The sequence below is a fragment of the Saccharopolyspora gregorii genome (assembly GCF_024734405.1).
Taxonomy (GTDB): domain Bacteria; phylum Actinomycetota; class Actinomycetes; order Mycobacteriales; family Pseudonocardiaceae; genus Saccharopolyspora_C; species Saccharopolyspora_C gregorii.
Genome location: NZ_CP059556.1, coordinates 2,832,037 through 2,855,600, shown reverse-complemented (window position 1 = coordinate 2,855,600; position 23,564 = coordinate 2,832,037). Strand labels below are relative to the sequence as shown.

Annotated in this window: 18 protein-coding genes and 3 pseudogenes; 9 read left to right on the top strand and 12 right to left on the bottom strand. The window is 73.6% G+C overall.

Going from position 1 to position 23,564, the window contains the following annotated elements:
- From shc to hpnC, 5 genes are read right to left on the bottom strand one after another with little or no spacing between them, the layout of a single operon-like run.
- Entirely contained in the window at nt 1-1,938 is a 1,938-nt protein-coding gene (gene shc / locus H1226_RS12280) for a squalene--hopene cyclase (RefSeq protein WP_258349117.1), read from the bottom strand.
- Complete coding sequence (locus tag H1226_RS12275; RefSeq protein ID WP_258349116.1) at nt 1,932-2,945, bottom strand: polyprenyl synthetase family protein; 1,014 nt, start codon at nt 2,943-2,945, stop codon at nt 1,932-1,934. Before H1226_RS12275 ends, shc begins: the two co-directional genes overlap by 7 nt.
- Entirely contained in the window at nt 2,942-4,306 is a 1,365-nt protein-coding gene (hpnE, locus tag H1226_RS12270; RefSeq protein ID WP_258349115.1) for a hydroxysqualene dehydroxylase HpnE, read from the bottom strand. The genes H1226_RS12275 and hpnE overlap by 4 nt, the downstream gene beginning before the upstream one ends.
- On the bottom strand, nt 4,303-5,166 hold the full coding sequence (hpnD, locus tag H1226_RS12265) for a presqualene diphosphate synthase HpnD (protein WP_258349114.1): 864 nt from the start codon (nt 5,164-5,166) through the stop codon (nt 4,303-4,305). The genes hpnE and hpnD overlap by 4 nt, the downstream gene beginning before the upstream one ends.
- The gene (gene hpnC, locus H1226_RS12260) at nt 5,163-6,062 is read right to left on the bottom strand and encodes a squalene synthase HpnC (RefSeq protein ID WP_258349113.1); all 900 of its coding nucleotides are present in this window, start codon (nt 6,060-6,062) and stop codon (nt 5,163-5,165) included. The genes hpnD and hpnC overlap by 4 nt, the downstream gene beginning before the upstream one ends.
- Before the next feature lie 261 nt (nt 6,063-6,323).
- Between hpnC and H1226_RS12255 the strand changes: the two are divergent.
- Together H1226_RS12255 and H1226_RS12250 are read left to right on the top strand one after the other, a co-directional pair.
- Nucleotides 6,324-6,533 (top strand): annotated as a pseudogene (locus tag H1226_RS12255) (Atu4866 domain-containing protein).
- 103 nt (nt 6,534-6,636) lie between these two features.
- Nucleotides 6,637-7,677: an aldo/keto reductase gene (locus H1226_RS12250; protein WP_258349112.1), complete on the top strand. Its 1,041-nt coding sequence runs from the start codon at nt 6,637-6,639 to the stop codon at nt 7,675-7,677.
- Between the two features lie 400 nt (nt 7,678-8,077).
- Here H1226_RS12250 and H1226_RS12245 read toward each other — a convergent pair whose 3' ends face one another.
- Nucleotides 8,078-8,974, bottom strand: a complete 897-nt coding sequence (locus H1226_RS12245) for an RNA polymerase sigma factor (RefSeq protein WP_258349111.1) — start codon at nt 8,972-8,974, stop codon at nt 8,078-8,080.
- Here H1226_RS12245 and H1226_RS12240 point away from each other — a divergent pair.
- The 4 genes and pseudogenes from H1226_RS12240 to H1226_RS28430 all read left to right on the top strand — a co-directional run bounded on the left by H1226_RS12240 (nt 8,973) and on the right by H1226_RS28430 (nt 12,575).
- Nucleotides 8,973-10,163 carry a TetR/AcrR family transcriptional regulator gene (locus H1226_RS12240; protein WP_258349110.1) on the top strand — a complete coding sequence of 397 codons (1,191 nt, stop codon included), beginning with the start codon at nt 8,973-8,975 and terminating at the stop codon, nt 10,161-10,163. The genes H1226_RS12245 and H1226_RS12240 overlap by 2 nt on opposite strands.
- 215 nt (nt 10,164-10,378) lie before the next feature.
- Nucleotides 10,379-11,521: an acyl-CoA dehydrogenase family protein gene (locus tag H1226_RS12235; RefSeq protein ID WP_224956733.1), complete on the top strand. Its 1,143-nt coding sequence runs from the start codon at nt 10,379-10,381 to the stop codon at nt 11,519-11,521.
- Nucleotides 11,522-11,527: 6 nt separating this feature from the next.
- A pseudogene (locus tag H1226_RS28435) lies at nt 11,528-12,024 on the top strand (aldehyde dehydrogenase family protein).
- Nucleotides 11,994-12,575, top strand: a complete 582-nt coding sequence (locus H1226_RS28430; protein WP_309148809.1) for an aldehyde dehydrogenase family protein — start codon at nt 11,994-11,996, stop codon at nt 12,573-12,575. Before H1226_RS28435 ends, H1226_RS28430 begins: the two are co-directional and overlap by 31 nt.
- Nucleotides 12,576-12,615: 40 nt before the next feature.
- Here H1226_RS28430 and H1226_RS12225 read toward each other — a convergent pair whose 3' ends face one another.
- From H1226_RS12225 to H1226_RS28415, 3 genes and pseudogenes are all read right to left on the bottom strand, one after another.
- Nucleotides 12,616-13,632 carry an NAD-dependent formate dehydrogenase gene (locus H1226_RS12225; protein WP_258349109.1) on the bottom strand — a complete coding sequence of 339 codons (1,017 nt, stop codon included), beginning with the start codon at nt 13,630-13,632 and terminating at the stop codon, nt 12,616-12,618.
- A gap of 409 nt (nt 13,633-14,041) precedes the next feature.
- The gene (locus tag H1226_RS12220; protein WP_258349399.1) at nt 14,042-15,253 is read right to left on the bottom strand and encodes an AGE family epimerase/isomerase; all 1,212 of its coding nucleotides are present in this window, start codon (nt 15,251-15,253) and stop codon (nt 14,042-14,044) included.
- 168 nt (nt 15,254-15,421) lie between these two features.
- A pseudogene (locus H1226_RS28415) lies at nt 15,422-15,589 on the bottom strand (epoxide hydrolase); the annotation flags it as partial.
- 155 nt (nt 15,590-15,744) lie between these two features.
- Between H1226_RS28415 and H1226_RS12210 the strand changes: the two are divergent.
- From H1226_RS12210 to H1226_RS12200, 3 genes are all read left to right on the top strand, one after another.
- Nucleotides 15,745-16,647: an SMP-30/gluconolactonase/LRE family protein gene (locus H1226_RS12210; RefSeq protein ID WP_258349108.1), complete on the top strand. Its 903-nt coding sequence runs from the start codon at nt 15,745-15,747 to the stop codon at nt 16,645-16,647.
- A gap of 287 nt (nt 16,648-16,934) precedes the next feature.
- Nucleotides 16,935-18,728, top strand: coding sequence for an acyclic terpene utilization AtuA family protein (locus H1226_RS12205; RefSeq protein WP_258349107.1), 1,794 nt, complete (start codon nt 16,935-16,937; stop codon nt 18,726-18,728).
- Nucleotides 18,715-20,196, top strand: coding sequence for a CoA transferase (locus H1226_RS12200; protein ID WP_258349106.1), 1,482 nt, complete (start codon nt 18,715-18,717; stop codon nt 20,194-20,196). Before H1226_RS12205 ends, H1226_RS12200 begins: the two co-directional genes overlap by 14 nt.
- A gap of 139 nt (nt 20,197-20,335) precedes the next feature.
- On the opposite strand, the gene H1226_RS12195 is transcribed toward H1226_RS12200, so the two are convergent.
- Genes H1226_RS12195 through H1226_RS12185 form a run of 3 tightly spaced genes read right to left on the bottom strand, consistent with a single transcriptional unit; the run spans nt 20,336 to nt 23,546 of the window.
- Nucleotides 20,336-21,592: an MFS transporter gene (locus H1226_RS12195; protein ID WP_258349105.1), complete on the bottom strand. Its 1,257-nt coding sequence runs from the start codon at nt 21,590-21,592 to the stop codon at nt 20,336-20,338.
- Complete coding sequence (locus H1226_RS12190; RefSeq protein ID WP_258349104.1) at nt 21,589-22,692, bottom strand: PLP-dependent cysteine synthase family protein; 1,104 nt, start codon at nt 22,690-22,692, stop codon at nt 21,589-21,591. The genes H1226_RS12195 and H1226_RS12190 overlap by 4 nt, the downstream gene beginning before the upstream one ends.
- Complete coding sequence (locus tag H1226_RS12185; protein ID WP_258349103.1) at nt 22,689-23,546, bottom strand: hypothetical protein; 858 nt, start codon at nt 23,544-23,546, stop codon at nt 22,689-22,691. Before H1226_RS12185 ends, H1226_RS12190 begins: the two co-directional genes overlap by 4 nt.
- Nucleotides 23,547-23,564: the final 18 nt, after the last annotated feature.

Genomic DNA, 23,564 nt, shown 5'->3' with positions numbered 1-23,564 from the left:
TCACCGCTCGGCGACCGCGCGCTCGTACCGGCCGAGCGCGGTGAGCGGGAAGATCAGCCGGTACAGGTGGTAGTTGATCGAGAAGTCGCCGGGGAACCCGGTGCCGGTGTAGTGCGGCTCGTCCCAGGTTCCGTCCGCGCGCTGGGTGGCCGCCAGGTGCTCGACCCCGTTGCGCACCGCCTCGGTGGTGTGCCTGCCCAGCGCGAGCAGCGCCATCAGCGCCCACCCGGTCTGCGAGGCGGTGGAGGTGCCGACGCCGATCCAGCGCTCGTCGGTGTAGGAGCGCATGTCCTCGCCCCAGCCGCCGTCGGCGTTCTGGTGCTGCTCCAGCCAGCGCGCCGCACGCCGCAGCGACGGGTGGTTCGCGGGCACCCCGGCCTCGACCAGCGCGGGCACCACCGCTCCGGTGCCGTAGACGTGGTTGGCGCCCCAGCGGCCGAACCAGGAACCGCCGGACTCCTGGTTCTCCAGCAGCCAGCGGACCCCGGCGCGCACCGCCGGGTCGTCGCGGTGCCCGACCGCGGACAGCGCCTCCACCACGTGGGCGGTGACGTCCGCCGACGGCGGGTCGATGACCTCGCCGAAGTCGCAGAACGGGAGCCGGGTGACGAGCTTGCGGGTGTTGTCCGCGTCGAACGCGCCCCAGCCGCCGTCGCGGGACTGCATGCCGCGCAGCCAGTGCACCCCGCGGTCGATGGCGCGGCGGACCTCGGCCGGCTTCGTGTGCTGGATCCGGTTGAGCGCCAGCAGCGCGACGGCGGTGTCGTCGGTGTCGGGGTACCCGTCGTTCTCGAACTCGAAGGCCCACCCGCCGGGCGCCAGGTTCGGCCTGCGCACCGCCCAGTCACCGGTCACCCGCACCTCCTCGTCGAGCAGGTAGTCCGCAGCGCAGCGCAGCGCCGGGTGGTCGGCGGGCAGCCCGGAGTCGCGCAGCGCCTGCACGGTCAGCACGGTGTCCCACACCGGCGACTGGCACGCCTCCAGCCTGCGCACCGGCCCGTCCGCCGTCTGCTCGTGGACGGTGAACCCGTCGAGCCCGGCGATGCCCTCCCGCAACACGGGGTGCTCCAGCGGGTAGCCGAGCAGGTGCAGCGCCAGCAGCGAGTACACCCACGGCGGCTGGATGCCGCCCCAGGACCCGTCGGCCTCCTGCCGCGCGATGATCCACTCCGCGGCCCGGCGCATCGCCAGTTCCCGCAGCGACCGCAGCGGACGGCGCTGGTAGCGGTGCAGGACCGCGTCGAGCGCGTGGAACGCCCGGTCCCACGCGCCGGTGGAGCGCTGCGGGACCCGTCCGGTGCGCAGTTCTCCGACGCCCACGCCCAGGTCGCGGCTCGGCCGCAGCGTGCACACGACGGTCAGCGGCACCACGGTCTGCCGGGCCCAGCACGCCCAGTCCGCCAGGTTCAGCGGCACCGACTTGCCCAGCAGCACCACTTCCGGCGGCATCGCGGGCAGCTCGTCCCAGGACCACTCCCCGAACAGCGCCAGCCAGATCCGGGTGAACACCCGGGTCTCCTCGATGCCGCCGCGGGCGAGGATCCAGGAGCGGGCCGCCGCCATGTGCTCGGCCTCGGGGTCGTCGCCCGCGAGCTTGAGCGCGGTGTAGGCCTCGACGGTGGTGGACAGGTCCCCGGGGCCGCCGAAGTAGGTCGCCCAGGTGCCGTCCTCCCGCTGCTGGGAGCGGATCCAGCGCGCGCCGCGCTCGGTCTCGGCGGGGGTGCGGATGCCGAGGAACTGGCGCATCAGCAGGTCTTCGGCGTCCATGGTGACGTTGGTCTGCAACTCCCCCTTCCACCAGCCGTCGGTGTCCTGCAGGGACAGCAGGTGCTCCTGGGCCGACAGCAGCGCCGCGTGCGCGCGGACACCGCTGCCCAGCGGCAGGTCCGGCAGGGTCTGCTCCTCGGTCCCGGATCGGGTCAGCTGTTCGGTCACCATTGCCTCCGCACGATGAATTCCGCGAGTTCGGTCAGGGCGTCCACCGCGGGGCCGGTCCGGCCGCCGGTGGGCAGTTGCGCGAGCGCGGCGGTCAGCCTGCGTTCGCATTCGTTCTCGGCCCACTCCTTCGAACCGGCCTGGCGCACCAGGTCGGCGGCGAGTTCGGCGCGGTCGCCGACGAGCTGCTCGGGGTCCTGGTAGAGCCGGTGCAGCCGCTCTCCCGCCGCGGTCCCGGAGGTGAGGGCGTGCACGACGGGCGCCGTCTTCTTCCGCGCCCGCACGTCGGAGAGCACCGGTTTCCCGGTGGTCGCCGGGTCTCCCCACAGGCCGAGCAGGTCGTCGACGAGCTGGAAGGCCATCCCCAGCTCCTCGCCGAAGGTCCGCAGCCGCGACACGACGGCCGGATCCGCGCCCGCGGCCAGCGCGCCGAGCCCGCAGGCGCACCCGAGCAGCGCCGCGGTCTTGCCCTCGACCATCCGCAGGCACTCGCCGAGCCCCACGTCGTGCCGCCGCTCGAAGTCGAGGTCGGCGGCCTGCCCGACGATGAGCCGCCCGGTCGCCGAGCCGAGCATCCGCACCGCGTCGGCGGCGTGCGGGGCGGGCGGGTCGACGAGCACGCTGGTGCCGAGCGCGAGCAGCGCGTCCCCGGCCAGCAGCGCGGCGGGCCTGCCGAACACCGTCCACGCGGTGGGCCGGTGCCGCCGGGAGGTGTCGTCGTCCATCAGGTCGTCGTGCAGCAGCGAGAAGTTGTGCACCAGTTCCACCGCGGCCGCTTCCCGGAACGGCGCGGGGGCGTCGTCGACGGCGGCGGCAGCGGCGAGCAGCACCAGCGCGGGCCGCAGCGCCTTGCCGGTGCGCCCGTCGGGGCTGCCGTCGGCGTGCACCCAGCCGAAGTGGTACTCGCAGACCAGCCGGGTGTGCTCGTCGAGCTCGCCGACCGCGGCCCGGAGTGCGGGCTCCACCTGCCGTCGCGAGGTGGTCAGCGCGCTGGGGACGGCAATGGTCATCGGGACACCTCCACGCCCGCCTGCCGGGCGTCGCCGGTGGCCGCTCGCACGACGCGCGCGGCCCGTTCTCCGCTGCGCACAGCGCCTTCGAGGGTGTCGGGCCAGCCGGTGGCGGTCCACGCGCCTGCGAGCACCAGCCCGGTGAGCCCGGTGTCCGCCGCGGGACGCATCGCCCGCGTGCCGGGGGCCTGGTCGAAGGTCGCGCGCGGTTCGCGGGTGACGAAGAAGTCGTCGACGCGGGCCTGCCGGGCCGCGGGCAGCAGATCCCGCAGGGCGGGCAGGAACAGCTCGCGCAGCTCGTCGGTGCGCCGGTCGAGCAGGTCCTGCGCGGCGGACAATGAGAGGGCCAGGTACTGGCCGTGCCGCGCGCCCGCGATCGCGGTCCGGTCGAACAGCCACTGCACCGGCGAGTCGAGCACCGCGGCCATCGGCTCGGCCAGCACCGCCCGGTCGTAGTGCACGTGCACGTTGACGATGGGCGCCGCCGAGAGCCCGGACCAGCGCGGCACCGCGGGCAGCGGCAGCCCGGTCAGCAGCGCGGTGGCGTGCTGGTGCGGCACGGCCACGACCACGGAGTCGGCGTTGAGCACGTCCTCACCGCCGCGCCCGCGCACGGGCACGCGCCAGCCGAGCGCGTCCCGGCGCAGCCCGACCGCCTTGGTGCGCAGCAGGACCCGCACCCCGGCGGCGTGCAGCGCCCGGTGCGCCGCGGTGTCGTGCAGCGCGCCGAGCGGGCGGCGCGGGATGCCGATGTCGGCGGAATCGGTGCCGTCGAGCACGCCGGTGCGGAACACCTTCACCGCCAGCGCCAGCGAGGAGCGGTCGGGCTGGGCGTTGAGCGCGGCCACCGACAGCAGCCCCCACAGCGCGTCCACGGCTCGCGCCGATTCGCCGCGGGAGCGCAGCCAGTCCCCGAAGCTGTGCTCGTCGAGCTCCGGGTCGGCCGGGTCCAGCGCGCGCAGCGCGAGCGCGGTCCGCGCGGCGCCGAGCCGTTCGGCGGGCGCCAGGGCCCGGTAGCCGAGCAGCGCGGGTGCCAGGTGCAGCGGGGCGGGCGCCTGCCAGCGCCGCAGCACGCTCGGCGGCGCGTCGGGTCGCAGCACCGGGATCCGCAGCTTCGGCTGCACGTGGATCCCGTCGGCGGCGCCGAACCGGCGCAGCAGCGCGCGGTAGGCGGTGTAGCAGCGCAGGATCACGTGCTGCCCGGTGTCGACGTCGAGGTCGCCGCGGCGGAACGATCCCGCGGCGCCGCCGAGCCGGGGCCGCGCCTCCAGCAACGTCACCTCGAAGCCCTGGTCGGCGCAGCGCAGCGCCGCGGTGAGCCCGGCGAGGCCGCCGCCGACGACGAGCACGGCGCGGTTCACGGCGCCATCCCCGCCACCGAGCGGGCCGCCACGCCGGCCTTGCGCCAGGCGGGCAGCGAGGTGCGCCGCCGCATCGCCCGCGAAGGCGCGGCGGCGATGGCCTGCAGCACCTCGTGGTAGATCCCGGACATGGACGCGCAGCAGGCCCGGCTGCGGCGGTCGAGCATCGGCAGCAGCCCGAAGCCCTCCCGGTACCACTGCTCGGCGCGGGCGACCTCGAACCGCACGAGCCGGGCGAGCCCGTCGGCGTCGCTCGCGACCGGGCCGGGTTCGCCGGGGGCGAGGTGCACGCCGAAGCGCTGCAGGTCCTCCGCGGGCAGGTAGACGCGCGCGTTGCCGTGGTCCTCGCGCACGTCGCGCAGGATGTTGGTGAGCTGCAGCGCGACGCCGAGGGAATCGGCGCGGCGTTCGGCCACGGCCCGGTCGGTGGTGCCGAACACCCCGAGCGAGAGCCTGCCGATCGATCCGGCGACGCAGCGGCAGTAGTGCAGCAGGTCCTCGAAGGTCAGGTACTTGGTGCCGCGCACGTCCGCTTCGCAGCCGTCGATGAGCTCGTCGAACGCGGACATCGGCAGTGCCAGCCGCGATTCGGCGTCGGCCAGCGCCACCAGCACCGGGTCCGCGGACCGCGGGCTCGCGTGGTGCAGCGCGGTGCGGGCTTCGGCCAGCAGCCGCAGCTTCTCGGCGGCGGGCAGCTCGCCGTCGCCGATGTCGTCGACGCGGCGGGCGAACGCGTACACCGCGGACAGCGCCCGCCGCTTCGGCCCCGGCAGCAACCTGATCCCGTAGGAGAAGTTGCGCGCGCGTTCGCGGGTGATCCGCTCGCACTCCCGGTACGCCTCCGGAACCGAGGTGGTCACCAGGTACCTCCTGACAGCAGCAAGCGCACCGATTCGGCGGCGGTGCGGGCGCGGGCGGGGGTCACGTCGCCGCTGATCGGGTCGAACCGGGCGGCGGTGAACGCGTGGACGGTGGCGCGTCCGCCCGCCACGTACCCGGCGACGGCGAGCCGGGCGGGCATCGGCAGCTTGCCGACCAGGGGCGCGCCGGATTCGAGCATCCGGTGCGCGCGCACGACCTGGAAGCGCAGCAGCGCCCGCCAGTGCGCGGGGACCGGGCCCGATTCCAGTTCCTCGGGCGCGCAGCCGTAGTGGCGCAGGTCCGCTTCGGGCAGGTAGACGCGGCCCGCGCGGTGGTCTTCGAGCACGTCCTGGCAGTGCTCCAGGATCTGCAGCGCGGTGCAGATGCGGTCGGAGAGGGCGACCAGGTCGGGACGGGCGCAGCCGAAGACGTGCAGCACGGATTCGCCGACGGGGTTCGCCGAGAGCGCGCAGTAGTCGACGAGCTCGGTGAAGGTGCGGTAGCGGTGCACGTGCTGGTCGCGCCGGTTCGCGTCGATCAGCCGCACCAGCACCTCCTGCGGCAGGCCGCAGGCGCGGATGGTGGGTGCGAGCGCTTTGAGCAGCGGGAGCCGCGGGGTGCCGCGGTAGGCGTGGCCGAGGTCGGTTTCGAGGTGGTCGAGCAGGACTTCGCGGTTGCCGGGCGCGTCGTCCCCGGCGTAGTCGACGAGCCGGAAGTAGCCGTAGAGCGCCATCAGGTGGGTGCGCGGGCCCCGCGGCAGCACTCGCGCCGCGACGGGGAAGTTCTCGCCGTCGGCCCGCGCGAGCACGGCCGCGCTGTCGGGCAGCTGCGCCGCGAAGTCCGGTACCCGCGCGGTGGTGCGCTCGTGGGCAGGTCGTCCACGAGCCCGTGACATGTCCACAATGGCCCCCTCACCCGCCTGCGACCTGGGTGGTCCGGCAAGACTAGGACCGGCACCGGTCGCCACGCAGGACGGAGGAACACCTTCGTGTGGTGAAGGGAATTCGCGTTACCGGACTCAGTCCACTGTGTACTCAACTGGTGGCGGGCGCAAGGAACCCGGGGGCCGCGCCGCCTCCCCGCCACCTACCGCCCGGCCCGCCTGCTCGGCTCGGCACGAACGCGATCGGGAGCCCGAACAGGACGGCCGGTGGGCGTGGCCGGCACGTGGGTGACCGCCGACGGGCCACCTCCGCCAGGAGCCGCGGGCCGACGGGCGCTACGACGAGGCCCCGCCCGCACCGGCGGCCGCACCGTCACCGGGAGTCACCTCGACGACGTCGACGACACCGGGTTCACCGCGACCGGTGACGTCCGGGACGGCGTAGTCCACCACGAGCACCTGGCGCTCCACCGGGAAGGGTGAACGCGTCCGGTCGCGGTCGGGACCGGGAACAACACCCTTCCGCTGATCGTTGATCCTGGGGACCGCGACCGGTCCGCCGCGCACGCCGACAGGAGGAACAACAGTGGAGTACCGCCAGCTGGGACGATCCGGACTGCGTGTCTCGACGCTGACCTTGGGCACGATGACGTACGGCGGCGAGGGCAACTTCGCCAAGCTCGGCAACGTGGACGTCGACGGCGCCAAGCGGCAGATCGACATGTGCCTCGACGCCGGGGTCAACCTGATCGACACGGCGAACATGTACTCGACCGGCGTCGCCGAGCAGATCGTCGGCAAGGCCATCGCGGACAAGCGCGACGACGTGCTGATCTCCACGAAGGTCCGGATGGTCATGGGCGACGGCCCGAACGACGCCGGGCTCTCCCGGCACCACATCATCTCGCAGGCGGAGGCCAGCCTGCGCCGGCTCGACACCGACCACATCGACCTCTACCACGTGCACGAGTGGGACGGGCAGACGCCGCTGGAGGAGACCCTCGAAGCGCTGGACACGCTGGTCCGCTCCGGCAAGGTCCGCTACCTGGGGGTGTCCAACTACGCGGGCTGGCAGCTGCTCAAGGCGCTGGGCCTGGCGGACCGGCTCGGCTACCAGCGGTTCGTGGCGAACCAGATCTACTACTCGCTGGAGAGCCGCGACGCCGAGTACGAGCTGATCCCGGCCTCGATCGACCAGGGCCTGGGCGTGCTGGTGTGGAGCCCGTTGGCCGGCGGGCTGCTGTCCGGCAAGTACCGGCGCGGCCAGCAGGCCGCCGACGGCAGGCACCTGGAGGAGGACTGGAACGAGCCACCGGTGCGCGACGCCGAGAAGCTCTACGACACCATCGAGGAAGTGGTGGACATCGCCTCCTCGCACGGGGTGTCCCCGGCGCAGATCTCGCTGGCCTACCTGCTGCGCAAGCCGGGGGTCACCTCGCTGGTCATCGGCGCCCGCAAGGACGAGCAGCTGCGGGACAACCTCGGGGCGACCGAGGTGCGGCTCAGCGACGACGAGTTCCGGAAGCTCGACGAGATCAGCAAGCCGTACCTGATCTACCCGCACTGGCACCAGGAGCTGAGCGCCTCCGAGCGGTTCGGCGTTCCGGACCGGGCGCTGCACGGCTGAGCCACCCGGCCCGCCGGTGCCGTCGTCGTCGAACGCGGGCGCGGCGCGGCCGCTGAGGGACGCGGTTCGGTGCGGCCGCCGTCGAGGTGTTCGACGGCGGCCGCCACCGCGTTGCGGGCCCGCCCGGCGGGTTCCCGGCCGACGCCGGCCGGGGGCCGACCGGGCGAGCGCGCTGTCGCCGCAGCCGACGACCGGGAGGCGCCGGCACGTCGATCCTGCTGCGCGCCGTCCAGCGCACCGGTCGTCGGCGGGTTCCTGCGCGCCGCGGCAGGCCACCCCGCCGATGGCGGAGCACATCGAGCATGCGCATGGCACCGGGCCGGTTCGAAGGACGCCGGATCTCCGCGGAGCACCGCCGCGGCCTCCCGGTCCGGCCGGAAGCGAGCCGGGGGCGATGCGGTCACCGGGGATGCGGGACGTGCTCCCAGCAGTCCTCGCGCAGCAGCGCGCCGAGCCGCCGGACCGCCCGGTACTGCAGGGCGCGCACCGCGCCGCCATCGCGCCCCATCCGGCTGGCGGTCTGCTCCACGGTCAGGCCCAGCGCGAACCGCAGCACCAGGCAGCGGTGCTGGTCGTCGCTGAGGTCACCGGCTCGGGACCACAGCCGGTCGGCCATCAACCGGTCCAGCACCAGGTCCTCCAGCGCGTCGGCGCTGCGCCGGTCCGGGTCGAAGTCGGCGGTGACGACCTCGCGGCGGTTGCGCGCGGACTTGAGGTGATCCAGCAGCAGGTGGCGGGCGATGGTGACGAACCACGCGCCCGGATCGTCGCTGCCGCGCCGGACGGTGCGGATGTTGTGCAGCGCTCGCGCGAACGTCTCGTGCACGAGGTCCTCGACGGTGCTGAAGTCGTGGATCCGCGCGCACAGGAAGTTGCTGACCAGCGGGCGGTACCGCTCGTAGAGCCTGCCGAACGCGATCCGGTCACCGCGCTGGGCCCGTTCGACCAGTTCCCACGCCGCGTCCCCGGTCAGCGGTTGCGGGACGCGCACCGCGGCGGTCATGCCGCCCGCCCGGAACGCCGGGGCACCGGGGTCGCGCCGGGTGGTCGCCTGCTGCCTGCGGTGTCGTTCACTGGGCGCCTCCACGATCGACGGTGATCCGGGGAAGGGTCGGCGCACCGGGCGCGGTGGCTCCTCCACGTGCGGGTCGACAACCCGGGCGCGATGCGAATTATGATTAACATAGGTGCCGTCGTCGAAGACCGTCAAGGCCACGACCGCCAGCTCTGCCACCGAGAGCGCCGAAGTGTAAAGTCGGCGCGCGACGGTGCGGCGAGCAACGGAGGTATCACTCATGGCATCTCCGGGCACGCGCGGCACCGGCACCTCGCGGCGGCGCACCGGCGACCGGCGGGCGCAGATCTCCGCCATCGCCGCGGAGCTGTTCAGCGAACGCGGCTACCACGGCGTCGGCCTCGGCGAGATCGCCTCCGCCGCCGGGATCACCGGACCGGCGATCTACCGCCACTTCCCCAACAAGCAGGGCATCCTCGCCCACGCGGCCCGCGAGTTCGCCGCGGCGCTCACCGAATGCGCGCGGCGGGCCGACGCCGAACCCGGCAGCGACCGGGACAAGCTGGACGCGGTCGTGCGGGCGGTCGCCGAACTGGTCGTGCACCGCCGCCGCAGCATCCGGCTCTACCAGTGGGAAGCGCGCCACCTCGACGACGAGGACCGCAGGCACGTGGCCCGCTGCCTGGGCGACCTGATCTCGGTCCTCGCGCACCGGCTCGCCGCGGTGCGCCCGGAACTGCCCGCGGCCACCGCACGGCTGCTGGCCTCGGCTTCGCTCAGCGGCATCGCCGGCTGGTCCACGCACCGCGTCGCGCTCGGCGACAAGGTGGCCCAGGCGAGGTTGTGCTCGATCGCGGCGGTGCTGCTGGCCGCCGATCCGCCCGCCGACTCCCCCACCTCGGCCGCACCGGCCGGGAACGGGGTCCCCGACCTGGCCGCGCGGCGGGAGAAGCTGCTGGCCGCGGCCGTGCCGCTGTTCCGGCGGCGCGGCTTCCACGCGGTGAGCATGGAGGAGATCGGCACCGCGGCGGGCATCAACGCTTCCAGCGTGTACCGCCACTTCAGCGGCAAGGCCGACCTGCTGGCCGCGGTGTACTACCGGGCCGCCGACCGGCTCACCTCGGCGTGCGGGCAGGCGGTGGCCGACGCCCCGGACGCCGAGGCCGCGCGGCGCGGGCTGGTCGCCGCCTACGTGGACTTCGCGTTCCGCAACCGGGACCTGCTCGCCGTCTACCTCTCGGAGTACAAGAACCTGCCCACCGGGGACCGGCACGAGCTGCGGCGGGCGCAGCGCGACCACGTGCGGCAGTGGACGCTGGTGGCCGAGCGGGTGCGCCCGGACGCCCAGCACGCGCAGGTGACCGCGCAGGCCGCGTTGAACATGATCAACGACCTGGCGATGGCGAGCGCGCAGCCGGCCACCCCGGAGCAGGCCGCGCACCTCGCGCTGGACGTGCTGCACCGCGTCTGACCGCACCGCGTCCGGCGCAACCGGAGCGACCGCTCGGGTGAACCGTGAATCGCACGCGCATTGCTCCGCAAGCTGGTTTTTCCCCGTCGTAGCAGGTGGATCGGCACGTCCTTGCCACTAAGTTAATCGGGATTTACAGTTCACCGGAGGTCCGGCCCGCCGCGGCCGACCACTCTCCGAGGGATCACGTCCGGCCATCCCGGAAGGAAACGACCATGCCCCGAGTCCTCAGCGACGAGCGACGCGACTTCGTCCAGGCGATCTCCGAGTTCTGCCGCCGCGAATGCGGCAGCAAGCAGCAGCGCGACGAGCTCACCGACGGCGGGACGCACCTGCACAACCAGGAGCTCTACGCCAAGATGGCCGATCTGGGCTGGCTGGGCGTCCACATCCCCGAGGAGCACGGCGGCGCGGGGCTCGGCATGACCGACCTGTGCCTGTTCCTGGAGGAGACCGCCTACGGCCGCGCCCCCATCGGCGGTTTCGCCACCACCATCATCTCCGCCGCCGCCTACGCGAAGTTCGGCACGCCGGAGCAGAAGCGCACGATCCTCGAAGGCGTCGTGCGCGGCCGGGTCGAAGCGATCTCCATGTCCGAGCCGGGCGCCGGATCCGACGTCGGCGCGCTCACCTGCAAGGCCGAGCGGCGCGACGGCGGCTGGGTGGTCAACGGGCAGAAGACGTGGTGCTCCAACGCGCACCTCGCCGACCACGTGCTGCTCATCGCCCGCACCGGGTCCGGCGGCACCAAGCACGAGGGGCTGACCCAGTTCGTGGTGCCCACCGGCACCCCCGGCCTCCAGATCCAGGGCATCGACACCATGGGCGGGCGCGAGGTCAACGACCTGTACTTCACCGACTGCTTCCTGCCCGACGACGCCGTGGTCGGCACCGTGGACCAGGGCTGGAAGCAGCTGATGGCCGGGCTGAACCTGGAGCGGATGATCCTCGCCGCGCTGATGCTCGGCACCGCGCGCCGCGCGTTCGACGACACCGTGGCCTACGTGAAGGAACGGGAGCAGTTCGGCCGCCCCATCGGCACCTTCCAGGCGCTGCGGCACCGGATCGCCGACATGGCCACGGAACTGGAATGCGCCCGGCTGCTCGTCGACGACGTGGCGCGGCAGATCGACGAGGCACCGGAGCGCACCTTTCCGCGCGAGGCGTCGATGGCGAAGCTCAAGTGCACCGAGCTGGCCAAGCACGTGTCCTTGGAAGGGATGCAGATGCTCGGCGGCTACGGCTACGCCACCGAGTACGGGATGGAGGCGCTGCTGCGCTCCACCGTCGTGTCCACCGTGTACGGCGGCACCAGCGAGATCCAGCGCGACATCATCGGCAAGACCTACGGGCTGTGAGCGACCATGACCGACCCGACACCGCGGCTGCGGTCCACCGATCCCGCTGATGGCGGCCTGGTCGCCGAGTTCGACGTCGACGGCTCCGAGCAGGTCGCCGCCGCCGTCGCCCGCGCCCGCGAGGCCTCGACCTGGTGGGCGGGCCTCGGCTTCGCCGACCGGGAACGCCGCCTGCTGCGCTGGGCCGCGCACCTGACCCGGCACGCGAGGAGATCACCGCGCTCGTCCGCGCCGAGAACGGCAAGCCCCGCGACGACGTGTTCCTCGAACTCACCCTCACCCTGGAGCACATCCGCTGGGCCGCGCGCCACGCCCGCTCGGTGCTGCGTCCCCGGTCGGTCTCCCCCGGCGCGCTGATGGCCAACCACGCGGCGCGGGTCGAGCAGCGTCCGCTGGGCGTGGTCGGCGTGATCGGGCCGTGGAACTACCCGCTGTTCACCCCGAACGGCTCCATCGCCTACGCGCTCGCCGGGTGCGGGCCGGGGTGGACTACGGGCCGATGACGGTGCCCGCGCAGGTGGAGATCGTGCGCGGGCACGTCGCGGACGCGCTCGCGCACGGCGCCACGGCCCGGGTCGGCGGCGCGGAGTCGGTGCGCCCGCCGTACGTGGATCCGGTGCTGCTGGTGGACGCGGACGAGGATTCCGCCGCCGTCCGCGAGGAGACCTTCGGCCCGACGGTCACGGTCCGCACCGTGGAGTCGGTCAACGAGGCGGTGCGGCTGGCCAACGCCACCGAGTTCGGGCTGGCGGCAACCGTGTTCTCCCGCGGGCGCGGCATGGAGATCGCGCGGCGGATCCGCGCCGGGGCGACCTCGGTGAACGCGGTGCTGGGCTTCGCGGCGGTGGCGGCGCTGCCGTTCGGCGGGGTCGGCGCCTCCGGGTTCGGCCGCATCCACGGCGCGGAGGGCCTGCTGGAGTTCAGCCGATCGCACTCGCTGACCCGGCAGCGGTTCGCGCTCCCGGGCATGGCGCTGATGAGCTTCGAGCGCACGGCCCGGACGATGCGCCTGGTGGAGCGGATCGTCCGCTGGCGCCACGGCCGAGCGCGCTGAGCGGACGGCCCGTTCCGGACGGGCCGTCCACCCGACGGGCTCAGGCGACGACGTAGTCGTCCTGGAGGGGCTCGCCCGCGAGGAACCGGCGCACCGAGTCCTGCACGCCGGCCGCGTAGCGCTGCTGCGCTTCGAGGCTGGTGCCCGAGACGTGCGGGGTCAGCGCGTGCCCCGGCATGCTGCGCCACGGGTGGTCGGCGGGGGCGGGCTGCGGGTACCAGACGTCGCCCGCGTAGCCGCCGAGGTGCCCGTCCTCCAGCACCCGCACCAGCGCGTCGGTGTCCACGATCTGGCCGCGCGCGATGTTCACCAGCCACGCGCCCGGCCGCATCGAGCGCAACCGCTCCTCGCCGAACATCCCCTTGGTCTCGGACGTCAGCGGGCAGGACAGCACGATCGCGTCCGACTGCGCCACCAGGTCGTCGAGGTGCTTGAACCGGGCGCCGAACACCGCTTCTTCGGTGCTGCTGCGGCGGTGCCGGGTGTTGTACAGCATCCGCACGTCGAATCCTTTGAGCCGCAACGCGATCCGCTGCCCGATCTGGCCCATGCCGATGATGCCGACGGTCTTGTCCTCGATGTCGTGCGACCGGGCGGCGATGTCGGCGATGTCCCAGCGGCCGTCGACCACCTGCTGGTAGGCCGGGATGTAGTTGCGCACCAGGGTCAGCAGCTGCATCACGGCGTGCTCGGCGACGCTGACCACGTTGCTGCCGGTGACCTCGGCGACGGTGATGCCGAGTTCGGCAGCGGTGTCCGAGTCGACGTGGTCGGAGCCGACGCCCGCGGTCAGCACCAGCTTCAGCCGCGGCGCGCGGCGGAGGTCGTCGCCGGAGAGGTAGGTCGGCCAGAACGGGGTCGTGATGAACACGTCGGCGTCGGGCAGGTGCTCGCGCAGCGCCTCGTCCCGATCGCTGAGCACGACGTACTCGTGGCCTTCGGATTCGAGCTGCTCGCGCAGCCCCAGCGCGCCTTCGGTGCTGCCGAGCATTTCCAGCCCGGAGTGGTCGGCGTGCTGCTCGGTGGGGCCGGGGTACAGGACGGCAACGATCTTCACGGCCGCCTCCTTACTGCCTGTCTCGCTGCTTCTGTTGCGTAGTGCTCGGGTAGCGGAACCTCAGCGGCTTCCTCGCTGCGGGATCGATGTCTGATGTGTGTCCACACACGGCGACATCGCTGTCCTCGCGAGGAAGCCGCTGAGAACCCGCGGCGGTGCCGGTGCCTCAGGTGGTCGGCTGCTTAGCGGCTCCGCCGCTGACAGGAAACCGACAAGACCCGCCGGGCGGGTTCAGAGACAGGCAATTAGCGGGGTGGACGTCGTTGTCCCCTCCCGGCTACCCGCTTGGCGCGGATCGACACCGGCTCGTCCGCGGATTGATTTCAGTCGACCCTGAACACATTCGGTGCGCAGAGAACGTCGGACGAGGAGAACGCCCTGCCGCACGGGCAGGGCGTTCAGCAGGCGATCAGCCGGTCAGCGCGCCGATGAACGACGCTGCAGGCCGCAGCCGCGGCAGCAACGTCGCCTGGTAGGCGTGGTACAGGTCGGGCTTGCCCTCCCAGACCGTGGCGGCCGGCCGGTTGTGCTCGTCGAGCTCGTGGCGCCAGGACCCGAGCTCGCGGTCCACGAAGTGGCGCTCGGCGTGCTCGGCCCAGGTGGTGAACCAGCGGGCGTACTCCTCGTCGCCGGTGGCCTGGTGCAGCGCCCACGCGGTGGCCAGCGCCTCCGCGATCACCCAGTGCAGCCGGTTGCGCACCACCGGGACGCCGTCGAAGTCGGTGGTGTAGACGAAGCCCGCCGCCCCGTCCACGTCCCAGCCGTCGCGGACGGCGGTGGTGAACAGCTCCCGCGCGTCGTCGAGCAACCAGGCGGGCGCCTCCTCCCCCAGCGCGTGCCGCACGTGCAGGGCCAGCCGGGACCACTCCAGCAGGTGGCCGATGGTCACCCCGTACGGGCGGAACTGGTCGGCGGGCTTGTCCCGGTTGTAGTCCAGCCGCACGTTCCAGCTCGGGTCGAAGTGCTCCGGCAGCCGCCAGCCGCCGTCGCGGGCGAAGCCGTGCACCACGTTCTCGACGATGCGGGCCGCGCGGTCGGACCAGCGGCGGTCGCCGGTGACGTCGGCGGCGGCCAGCAGCGCCTCCACGGTGTGCATGTTCGCGTTGACGCCGCGATAGGGCTCCAGCTCGGTCCAGGTGCGGTTCCAGGAATCGGCGACCAGGCCGTGCTCGTCCTCCCAGAAGTGGGCGTCCTGCACCGCGAGCGCGTCGTCCAGCAGCTCCCGGCCGCCGTCGGCGCCGATCGCGGCGGCGCTCGCGGCGGCGAGCAGCACGAACGCGTGCTCGTAGGCGCCCTTGTGATCGGCGACCGGCCCGGCGGCGGTGGCCGAGGCGAACCAGCCGCCGTGCTCGTCGTCGTGCAGCGGTCCGCGCAGCGCGGCCACCCCGTGCTCGACCCGCGGCCGCAGGTCGTCCCGGCCCTGCGCGACGGCGAGGGCGAGCACGTGCGTGGTGCGACAGGTGATCCAGGTCTCTACCGGCCGATCCAGCACCGGCGCGCCCGCGGAGTCCAGCCAGGCGAAGCCGCCGTCGGGGTGCGCGGCGGCCTCGGCGAAGGCGAGCACCCGCTCCGGCTCGACGCGCACCCACTCCGGCACGAACGCCTGCGATTGTTCGGTCACGACGCCTACCTTCCGACGTTTCGGGCGCGTGGCCCGTTCGATCCGACCGTTCCCGGGTTCCGCCGGGGCGATCGGTGGTCCGAACCACCAGCTTCGCACAGCGAAACACCGCGGCACCACGCCACCTCCGGCGGCGGACACGTGCCGTCCACAGTGGATTCGCGGGTGCGACGCCATGAACGGCTCCCAGGCCCGCGCGATGCGCGTGACGCCCCACCCGGTCGTCGACGGCTTGTCGCTCCAGCCGTACCCGGGCAACGACGGCGCGACCGCGTGGAGCGCATCCGCCAGGTCCCCGCCCTGTGCGCGCGGATCGGTCAGCGGGCCGAGGACGTCGGCGCACGACCTCGCGTCGGCTCCGGGTTCCGGCCGAGCCGGTGAGCAGGGGCGGGCGTGCGGAGCGCCGCGGAACCTCCGCAATCGGGGTCGAGGACCTGGCGCGAGTCTGGGAGCGTGGTGATCGGCCGCCAGGAGAAGAGGAGTCCCGCCCCATGCCCGAACTGCGCACCATCGCTCAAGGCCTGCGGTTCCCCGAAGGCCCCGTCGCCCTCGCCGACGGCTCCGTGCTGGTCGTGGAGATCCGCCGCGGCACGCTGTCCCGGGTGGGCCCGGACGGCGCGATCTCGATCGTCGCGGACTGCGGCGGCGGACCCAACGGCGCGGCCGTCGGCCCCGACGGCGCGGTGTACGTGTGCAACAACGGCGGGTTCCGCTGGCACGACCGGGACGGGCTGAGCGTGCCCGGCGGCCAACCCGACGACTACTCGGGCGGGCGCCTGCAGCGCGTCACCCTCGACGGCGAGGTCACCGACGTGTGCACCGAAGTGGACGGGCGCCCGCTGCGCGGGCCGAACGACCTCGTGTTCGACGCCGACGGCGGCTGCTACTTCACCGACTTCGGCAAGACCCGCGCGCGGGAGATGGACCTGGGCGGGCTGTACTACGCGCTGCCGGACGGCTCCCGGGTGGAGGAACTGGTGTTCCCGCTGCACCAGCCGAACGGCGTCGGCCTGTCCCCGGACGGAGATCGGGTGCACGTCGCCGAAACCGGGTCCGGCCGGGTGTGGAGCTGGGAGGTGCTGGGACCGGGGCGGGTGCGCCGCGGTGCTGAGCTGCTGCACGGGTTCTCCGGGGCGCGGATGCTGGATTCGCTCGCGGTGGACTCGGCGGGCAACGTGTGCGTGGCGACGCTGAACACCGGCGAGATCAGCGTGCTCAGCCCGGACGGCGAACTCGTCGAGCAGGTGCCGGTCCCTGTGCCGGACCCGCTGGTCACCAACATCTGCTTCGGCGGGCCGGACCTGCGCACCGCCTACATCACCTCCTCGGGCCGGGGCGTGCTCTACGAGACCGAGTGGCCGCGCCCGGGTCTGTCCCCGCACTTCACCGCTTGACGCCCCGCTGCTCCTGCCGCGCGGCACTGGGACGGCGGAACCCCAGCGGTCCTCCCGGTGCGGGATCGGTCCCGACGCACCAGTCCGCTCGCCCGCTCAGCGGCGGGGGGTCAGCGGCTTCGCCGCCGACCGGGACCGACCGGACCCGCGGCGCAGGCGGCCGGGCTCGTGGCGTGCTGACCCGGCGGCGTGACCGGCGCGATCACGGCGGCCTTCGCCGAACGGTCGTAGCCGCGGCCCGGCACCGGTCGTAGCGTGAAAACCGACGAACAGCGAGGTGCACTGCCATGTCCGAACGCGCGATCCGCATCGGCGGGTTCTCCGGCTACCTCGGGGACCGGTTCACCGGAGTGGCCGAGGTGCTGGCCGGAGATCCGGTGGACGTGCTGATCGGTGACTACCTCGCGGAGATCACCCTCGCCGCGCTGTCGGTGCGCTACCGGCGCGACCCGGCGCACGGGTACGTGGAGCACTTCCTCGACCAGCTGCGCCCGCACCTGGGGGTGCTCGCCGAACGCGGCGCCAAGGTCGTCACCAACGCGGGCGGCTTCCACCCGGCGGGGCTGGCCGCGGCGCTGCGCGAGCTGATCGCGGCCGACGGCGCCGGCCTGCGGGTCGCGCACGTGGCCGGCGACGACGTGCTCGGCCGGTTGCCGGAGCTGCAGCGGGCCGGGCACCGGCTGGAACACCTGGACACCGGGCGGGACCTGGCCGGGTGGGCGGCGACGCCGATGGCCGCGAACGCCTACCTCGGCGGGTGGGGCATCGCCGAAGCGCTCGCCGCCGGGGCCGACGTGGTGGTGTGCGGGAGGGTCACCGACGCCTCGCTGACCGCGGGCCCCGCCGCCTGGTGGCACGGCTGGGGCCGCGAGGACTGGGACGAGCTGGCCGGAGCGGTGCTGGCCGGGCACGTCATCGAGTGCGGCGCGCACGCCACCGGCGGCAACTTCTCCGGCTTCACCCGCATCCCCGGGATGGCGGTGCCCGGGTTCCCGATCGCCGAGGTCGCCGCCGACGGGTCCAGCACCATCACCAAGCACGCCCGCGACGGTGGCGCGGTCACCACCGACACCGTCACCGCGCAGCTGGTCTACGAGATCCAGGGCCCGACCTACCTGAACCCGGACGTCACCACGCACCTCGACGCGGTCGCGCTGGCGCCGGACGGCCCGGACCGGGTGCGGATCACCGGTGCCACCGGTTCTCCCCCGCCGCCGACGACGAAGGTCGCCGTGTTCGGCGGGATCGGGTACCAGGTGGTGAACACCGCGTTCGTGACCGGCCTGGACGTGGCCGCGAAGGTCGAGCTGCTGCGCACCCAGCTCGCCCGCGACCTGCCCGAGGGCATCACCGAGCTGGACGTCACCCCGCTCGGCACGCCCGCCGCCGATCCGGCGACGCAGTGGGCGGCGACCGTCCCGGTGCGGGTGATGGCGACGGCGGCCGAGCGGGAACCGCTGGAGCGGTTCGACGCGGCGGCGCGGCTCGGGTCGCTGTACTTGCAGGGCCTGCCCGGTTTCTTCCACGACGGCGCCGCCGGGCTCACCTCGACGCCGCGGCCGCGCATCGACCACTGGCCGGCGCTGCTGCCGATGTCCGAGGTGCCGCACCGGGTCGTGCTCGCCGACGGGTCCGAAGTGGACGTCGCGCCGCCCGTCCGCACCGAGCCCGCTCCCGCGCGACCCGCCCATCCGGAACCGGCCGCTCCCGAGCTCGGCGAGACCCGGTCGGCTCCGCTGGGGACGCTCGCGCACGCGCGCAGCGGCGACAAGGGCGGCAACAGCAACGTCGGCGTCTGGGTCGCCGAGGACCGGGCGTGGCCGTGGTTGCGGGACACCCTGTCCACCGCCGCGCTGCGCGAGCTGCTGCCCGAGTGCGCCGGGCTGGACGTGGTGCGCCACGAGTTTCCGGAGCTGCGGGCCGTGCACTTCGTGCTGCGCGGACTGCTCGGCACCGGCGGCTCGTCGAACCTGCGCGTCGACCAGGTAGGCAAGGCCGTGGGCGAATACCTGCGGGCCAAGCACGTGCTCATCCCGGTGGAACTGCTACCGGACAGAGGAGGGAACCATGTCGCTGACTGACCGCGTCACCAAGGCGGTGGCCGAACCGTCCACTTCGGACGAGTTCGATCCGGCGGGCGAGCTGGAGGAGGTGCTCGGCGGCGTCGGCATGAGCGCCGCGGACACCGGCGGCTCCATCACCTTCCACGGCGCGGACCCGGTGGTGCCCAGCACCCTGCGCCTCGGCGGGGGTTCGGCGATCGCACTGGCCGCGAAGTCGGCGGCGATCGCGAAGCTGTGGCGGCTGCGCGGCGGCGAGGGCCAGGACATCGAAGTGGACCTGCGGTCCGCGCCGCACCGGCTGTGCCCGTTCTACGACCGCAGGTGGGAGCTGGTCAACGGCTATCCGGCGGCCTCGGCGGCGAACCCGTCGAACGCGCTCGGCTTCGCCTTCTACCGCACCGCCGACGACCGCTGGGTGATGCCGCTCAACCCCTACCCGAAGATCAAGATCGCGGCGCAGAAGCTGCTGGGCGTCCCGGACGACGCGCAGGCCGTCGCGAAGGCGATCTCCGGCTGGAACGCGCTCGACCTGGAGAACGCGGCCGTCGAAGCGGGCACCGTGCTGCCGATGCTGCGCAGCACCGAGGAACTGCTCGCCGAACCGCACTACCGCGACGCCCTCGCCGACCTGCCGCTGATCGAGATCACCAAGATCGGCGAGAGCGAACCGGAACCGCTCACCGGCGGTGGCTCACCGCTGGACGGCATCCGCGCGCTCGGCATGGGCCACGTCATCGCCGGAGCCGGGGTGGGGCGCGCCCTCGCCCTGCACGGGGCCGACGTGCTGAACCTGTGGCGGCCCGGCGAGATGGAGCACGACACCACCTACGTGACCGCGAACGTCGGCACCCGCTCCGCGACCCTCGACCCCTACGGCGCGGACGGGTCGCGGCGCATCCGGGAGCTGCTGGCCGGAGCGGACGTGTTCTTCGCCAACCGCAGGCCCGGTTTCCTCGACTCCATCGGGCTCTCCGCCGAGCAGGCCGCCGAGGCCCGGCCCGGCATCGTCCACGCCACCACCACCCTCAACGGCGAGCGCGGGCCGTGGGCGGGGCGCGTCGGCTTCGACCAGACCGCGGGCAGCCTCACCGGCATGATGAACCTGGAGGGCGACGGGGAGACGCCTGCGCTGCCGCCGATCCTGGTGGTCAACGACTACATCGTGTCCTGGCTGATGGCGACCGGGGTGGCCGAGGCGCTGGCCCGCCGCGCCGTCGACGGCGGCAGCTACCGGGTGCACGTGTCGCTGACCCGCGCCGCGCTCTGGATCCTGAGCCTCGGCGTGTTCGACAAGGAGTACGCGGCGGCCACCGCGGGCAGCGACGCCCGGCACGCCTACCTCGACCCGGAGACGTTCACCGCCGAGACGCCGCTGGGCCACTACCAGGGCGTCACCGACCAGGTCCGGATGTCCGCGACCCCCGGCCACTACCGCACCGTTCTGGTCCCACGAGGCTCTTCCCGCCCGGAATGGCTCGACCGCTGAGCTGCGGGTGGTCGAACACGGGTTGCTCAGCGCTCGGGTGGCGGAATCTCAGCGGTTGGTCGACCTGCGTACGTGGTCGGCGGCTCAGCGGCTTTGCCGCTGACAGGAGAGGACCGAGACCCGCTTGGTCCTCGGGCGGTCAGGCGTCGGCCGGGGTGTTGGGGGTGAGCGCTCCCCGGCGTTCCAGCAGGCGGGTGCCCGCGCTGCCCGCGAGGCCCACCAGCAGCAGCACCGCCCACGGCAGCCAGCGCATCCCCGGCTCGGCGAAGGCGTCCAGCAGCGCGCCCGCCAGCCAGCTGACCGCGGCCGCGACCAGGCTGGAGACCAGGTAGTAGAAGCCGTAGTAGGTGCCGGCGAGGCGTTCGCTGCCGACCGCGGGAAGCAGTTCCATCGCGAACGGGTTCGTCATCGCCTGCCCGACGGTGAACAGCACGATCGCGAGCACCACGGGCACGAACGCCAGCACCGTCCCGGCGATGCCGCCGACGGGCAGCCGTTCCGGCAGCACGGGTGCGGCCAGCAGGATCGGCACGAACGAGCCGCCCATGCAGGCCAGGCCGACCACGATGGACCGGCCGGAGCTCCACCGCGCCCGGCACCACTCGGTGATCCGCACCTGCCCGAACACGCCGATCAGCGTGGACACCCCGAACACGACGGCGATGGACCACGCCACCCCGGACACCCGCTGCGCCTCCAGCGGCAGCGTCAGGTAGAGCTGGTTGTAGAGCGCGAAGTACGCCGACAGCGCCAGGGTGAAGCCGAGGAACCGGCGGTTCAGCACCACTTCCCGCCAGCTGCCCAGCACGCTCTGGCGCTGCGGCTCGACCTCGCGGTGCGGCAGCACCAGCAGCTGCGCGCCGGTGAGCACCGCGAACGCCACGCACGCCACCAGTGCGATGACCCGGAAGTCCACCGCCAGCAGCGCCGCGCCCAGCAGCGGCCCCACCAGGGTGCCCGCGTGCTGGAACACGTTGAACACGGCGAAGACCTCGGCGCGCCGCTCCCCCGCCTCGTGCATCAGGTAGGTCCGCACCGCCGGGTTGAACAGCGCCCCCGCCAGACCGGTGAGGATCGCGGCGGCGAACAGGCCGGGCAGCGTGGTGAACACGGCGAACAGGCCGAACGACACCACGCGCAGCGCGCAACCGGCGATGATCATCGGCCGGCAGCCGAGCCGGTCCGCCGCGGTGCCGCCGAGCAGGAACATGCCCTGCTGGCTCAGGTTCCGCACCCCGAGCACGAGCCCGACCACGGCGGCGCCGTAGCCGAGGTTCCCGCTCATGTACGCGGCCAGGAACGGCATCAGCATGTAGAAGCCGACGTTGATGCCGAACTGGTTGATCACCAGCAGCTTCGCCGCCGGGGACAACCGGGCGAACGCGGCGCGGTTCACGGCCGCACCTCGCAGACCGGGCATTCCGCCGGGCCGTCGGCTCGCCGGGCACACGGATCGACCACCTTGCGCGACCTCCTCCACGTCGTTCTGCTGTCCACTTCGGACGGTATGCCGTCCGCGTCCACCGGTTCGGCGGCGGGTTCCGGGAAGTCCTGCGCGGCGAGGAAGTCCGGGTCGTAGATCGTCCCCCAGTAGCGGTGCGGCCCGTCCGGGAACACCGCGGCCACCTGGTCCGCGCCGAGCTCCCGGGCGCACCAGGACGCCACCAGCGCCACCGCGCCGGTGCTCCAGCCGCCGGTGACGAACGCGCCGGCGGCGAGCCGGTGGCAGGCCGCGACGGACTCCGCCGCGCCGACCAGGTGCACCTCGTCGAACGCCGCGTAGTCCACGTTGCCGGGGTGGATGCTGCTGCCGAGGCCGCGCATCAGGCGCTTCGCCACCGGGTCGCCGAACACCGCGGACCCCGCCGCGTCCACCCCGACCAGCCGCACCCCGGGGGCGCGCTCGCGCAGCGCCCGCGCGATGCCGGCGCTGTGCCCGCCGGTGCCGACGCTGCACACCACGACCTGCGCGTCCGGCAGCTGGTCCAGCAGTTCGTGGCCGAGCGCGCGGTAGCCGGTGACGTTGTCCGGGTTGTTGTACTGGTCCGGCCAGTACGCCCCGGGCAGCTCGGCCAGCAGCTCCCGCACCCGGTCCAGCCGCGCGCGCTGCCAGCCGCCCACCGGGTGCGGGTCGCGCACCAGCTCCACCCGCACCCCGTGCGCGGTGAGCAGCGCGCGGGTCTGCCCGTCGAGCTCCGCGTCGGCGACCACGACGACCGGGTGGCCCAGCGCGGTCCCCACGTACGCCAAGCCGATGCCCAGGGTGCCGCTGGTGGACTCGACGACCGTCCCGCCGGGGCGCAGTTCTCCGCGGGCCCGGGCCCCGGTGAGCATGGCGTGCGCGGCGCGGGCCTTCATGCCGCCCGGCGCGGTGCTCTCCAGCTTCGCCCAGAAACCCGGGTGCGGGAACGCGATCGGCGCGGCGACCCGCAGCAGCGGGGTGCCTCCGATCAGATCCAGGGCCGAGTCGCAGCGGGCGGGCGCGCGACCCGTCACCGCACGACCTCGGTGGCGCGGGCGGCCTCGTAGGTGTGGATCGTGGTGTCCTCGCCGGAGAGCCAGAAGAACGGGTAGGGCTCCGCCGACAGCGCGCGCACCGGGCCGCCGAGCAGTTCCCGCAGCACCGCGGATCCGGTCTGCGCGAACAGGGTCAGCGGCAGGTCGCGGGCCGCGCAGGTCGCGGCGATGTCGTCGAAGGTGCCGTTGCCGAGGACCATGCCGGAGGCCAGCACCGCGTCCGCGCCGTCGATCGCGGCGGCGTGGTCGGTGCGGATCGGCTCGTCCCACTCGGTGCGGCCGCCCTTGAGGTCGCAGGGCACGTAGTCGAGGCCGCGGTCCCGCAGCGCGGCGAGCAGCGAGTTCACCACGCCGATCACCGCGACCCGGCCGCCATCGGGGACCGCGGTGATCGCGGCGACCGCGCGGGCGCGGGCGGTGGACTTGGCCAGCGAGTCGCCCGCCGGGATCACCACCTGCCGGGACAGCGGGTGCGCGGGGTGCGGGGTGAGCGCGGCGAGGTAGGCGTCCAGCGCCGCGACCCGAACCGGCAGCAGCGGGTGCCGCAGCAGCTCGGCCGCGGTGCGTCCCACGGCGTCGCGCACCGCGTCCTCGTCCAGGGCGCCGGGTTCGACGGCGCACGAGCCGACGGCGTCGGCGATCCGGACGCTGAGCACGGTGTTGGTGTAGCCGGTGCCGCGGCCGGTGTGCCGGGCGGCCTGCACGGTCAGGAACGCGACGGCGGCGGAGAGCTCCGCCGGGCCGTTCCCGCCCGCATCGCGGACGTGACCGGACAGCGCGGACTCGACCAGCGAGTCCACGTAGGACTGATCAGTGGTGGTGGCAGGACGCACGTGTCTCCCCGAGCTGGA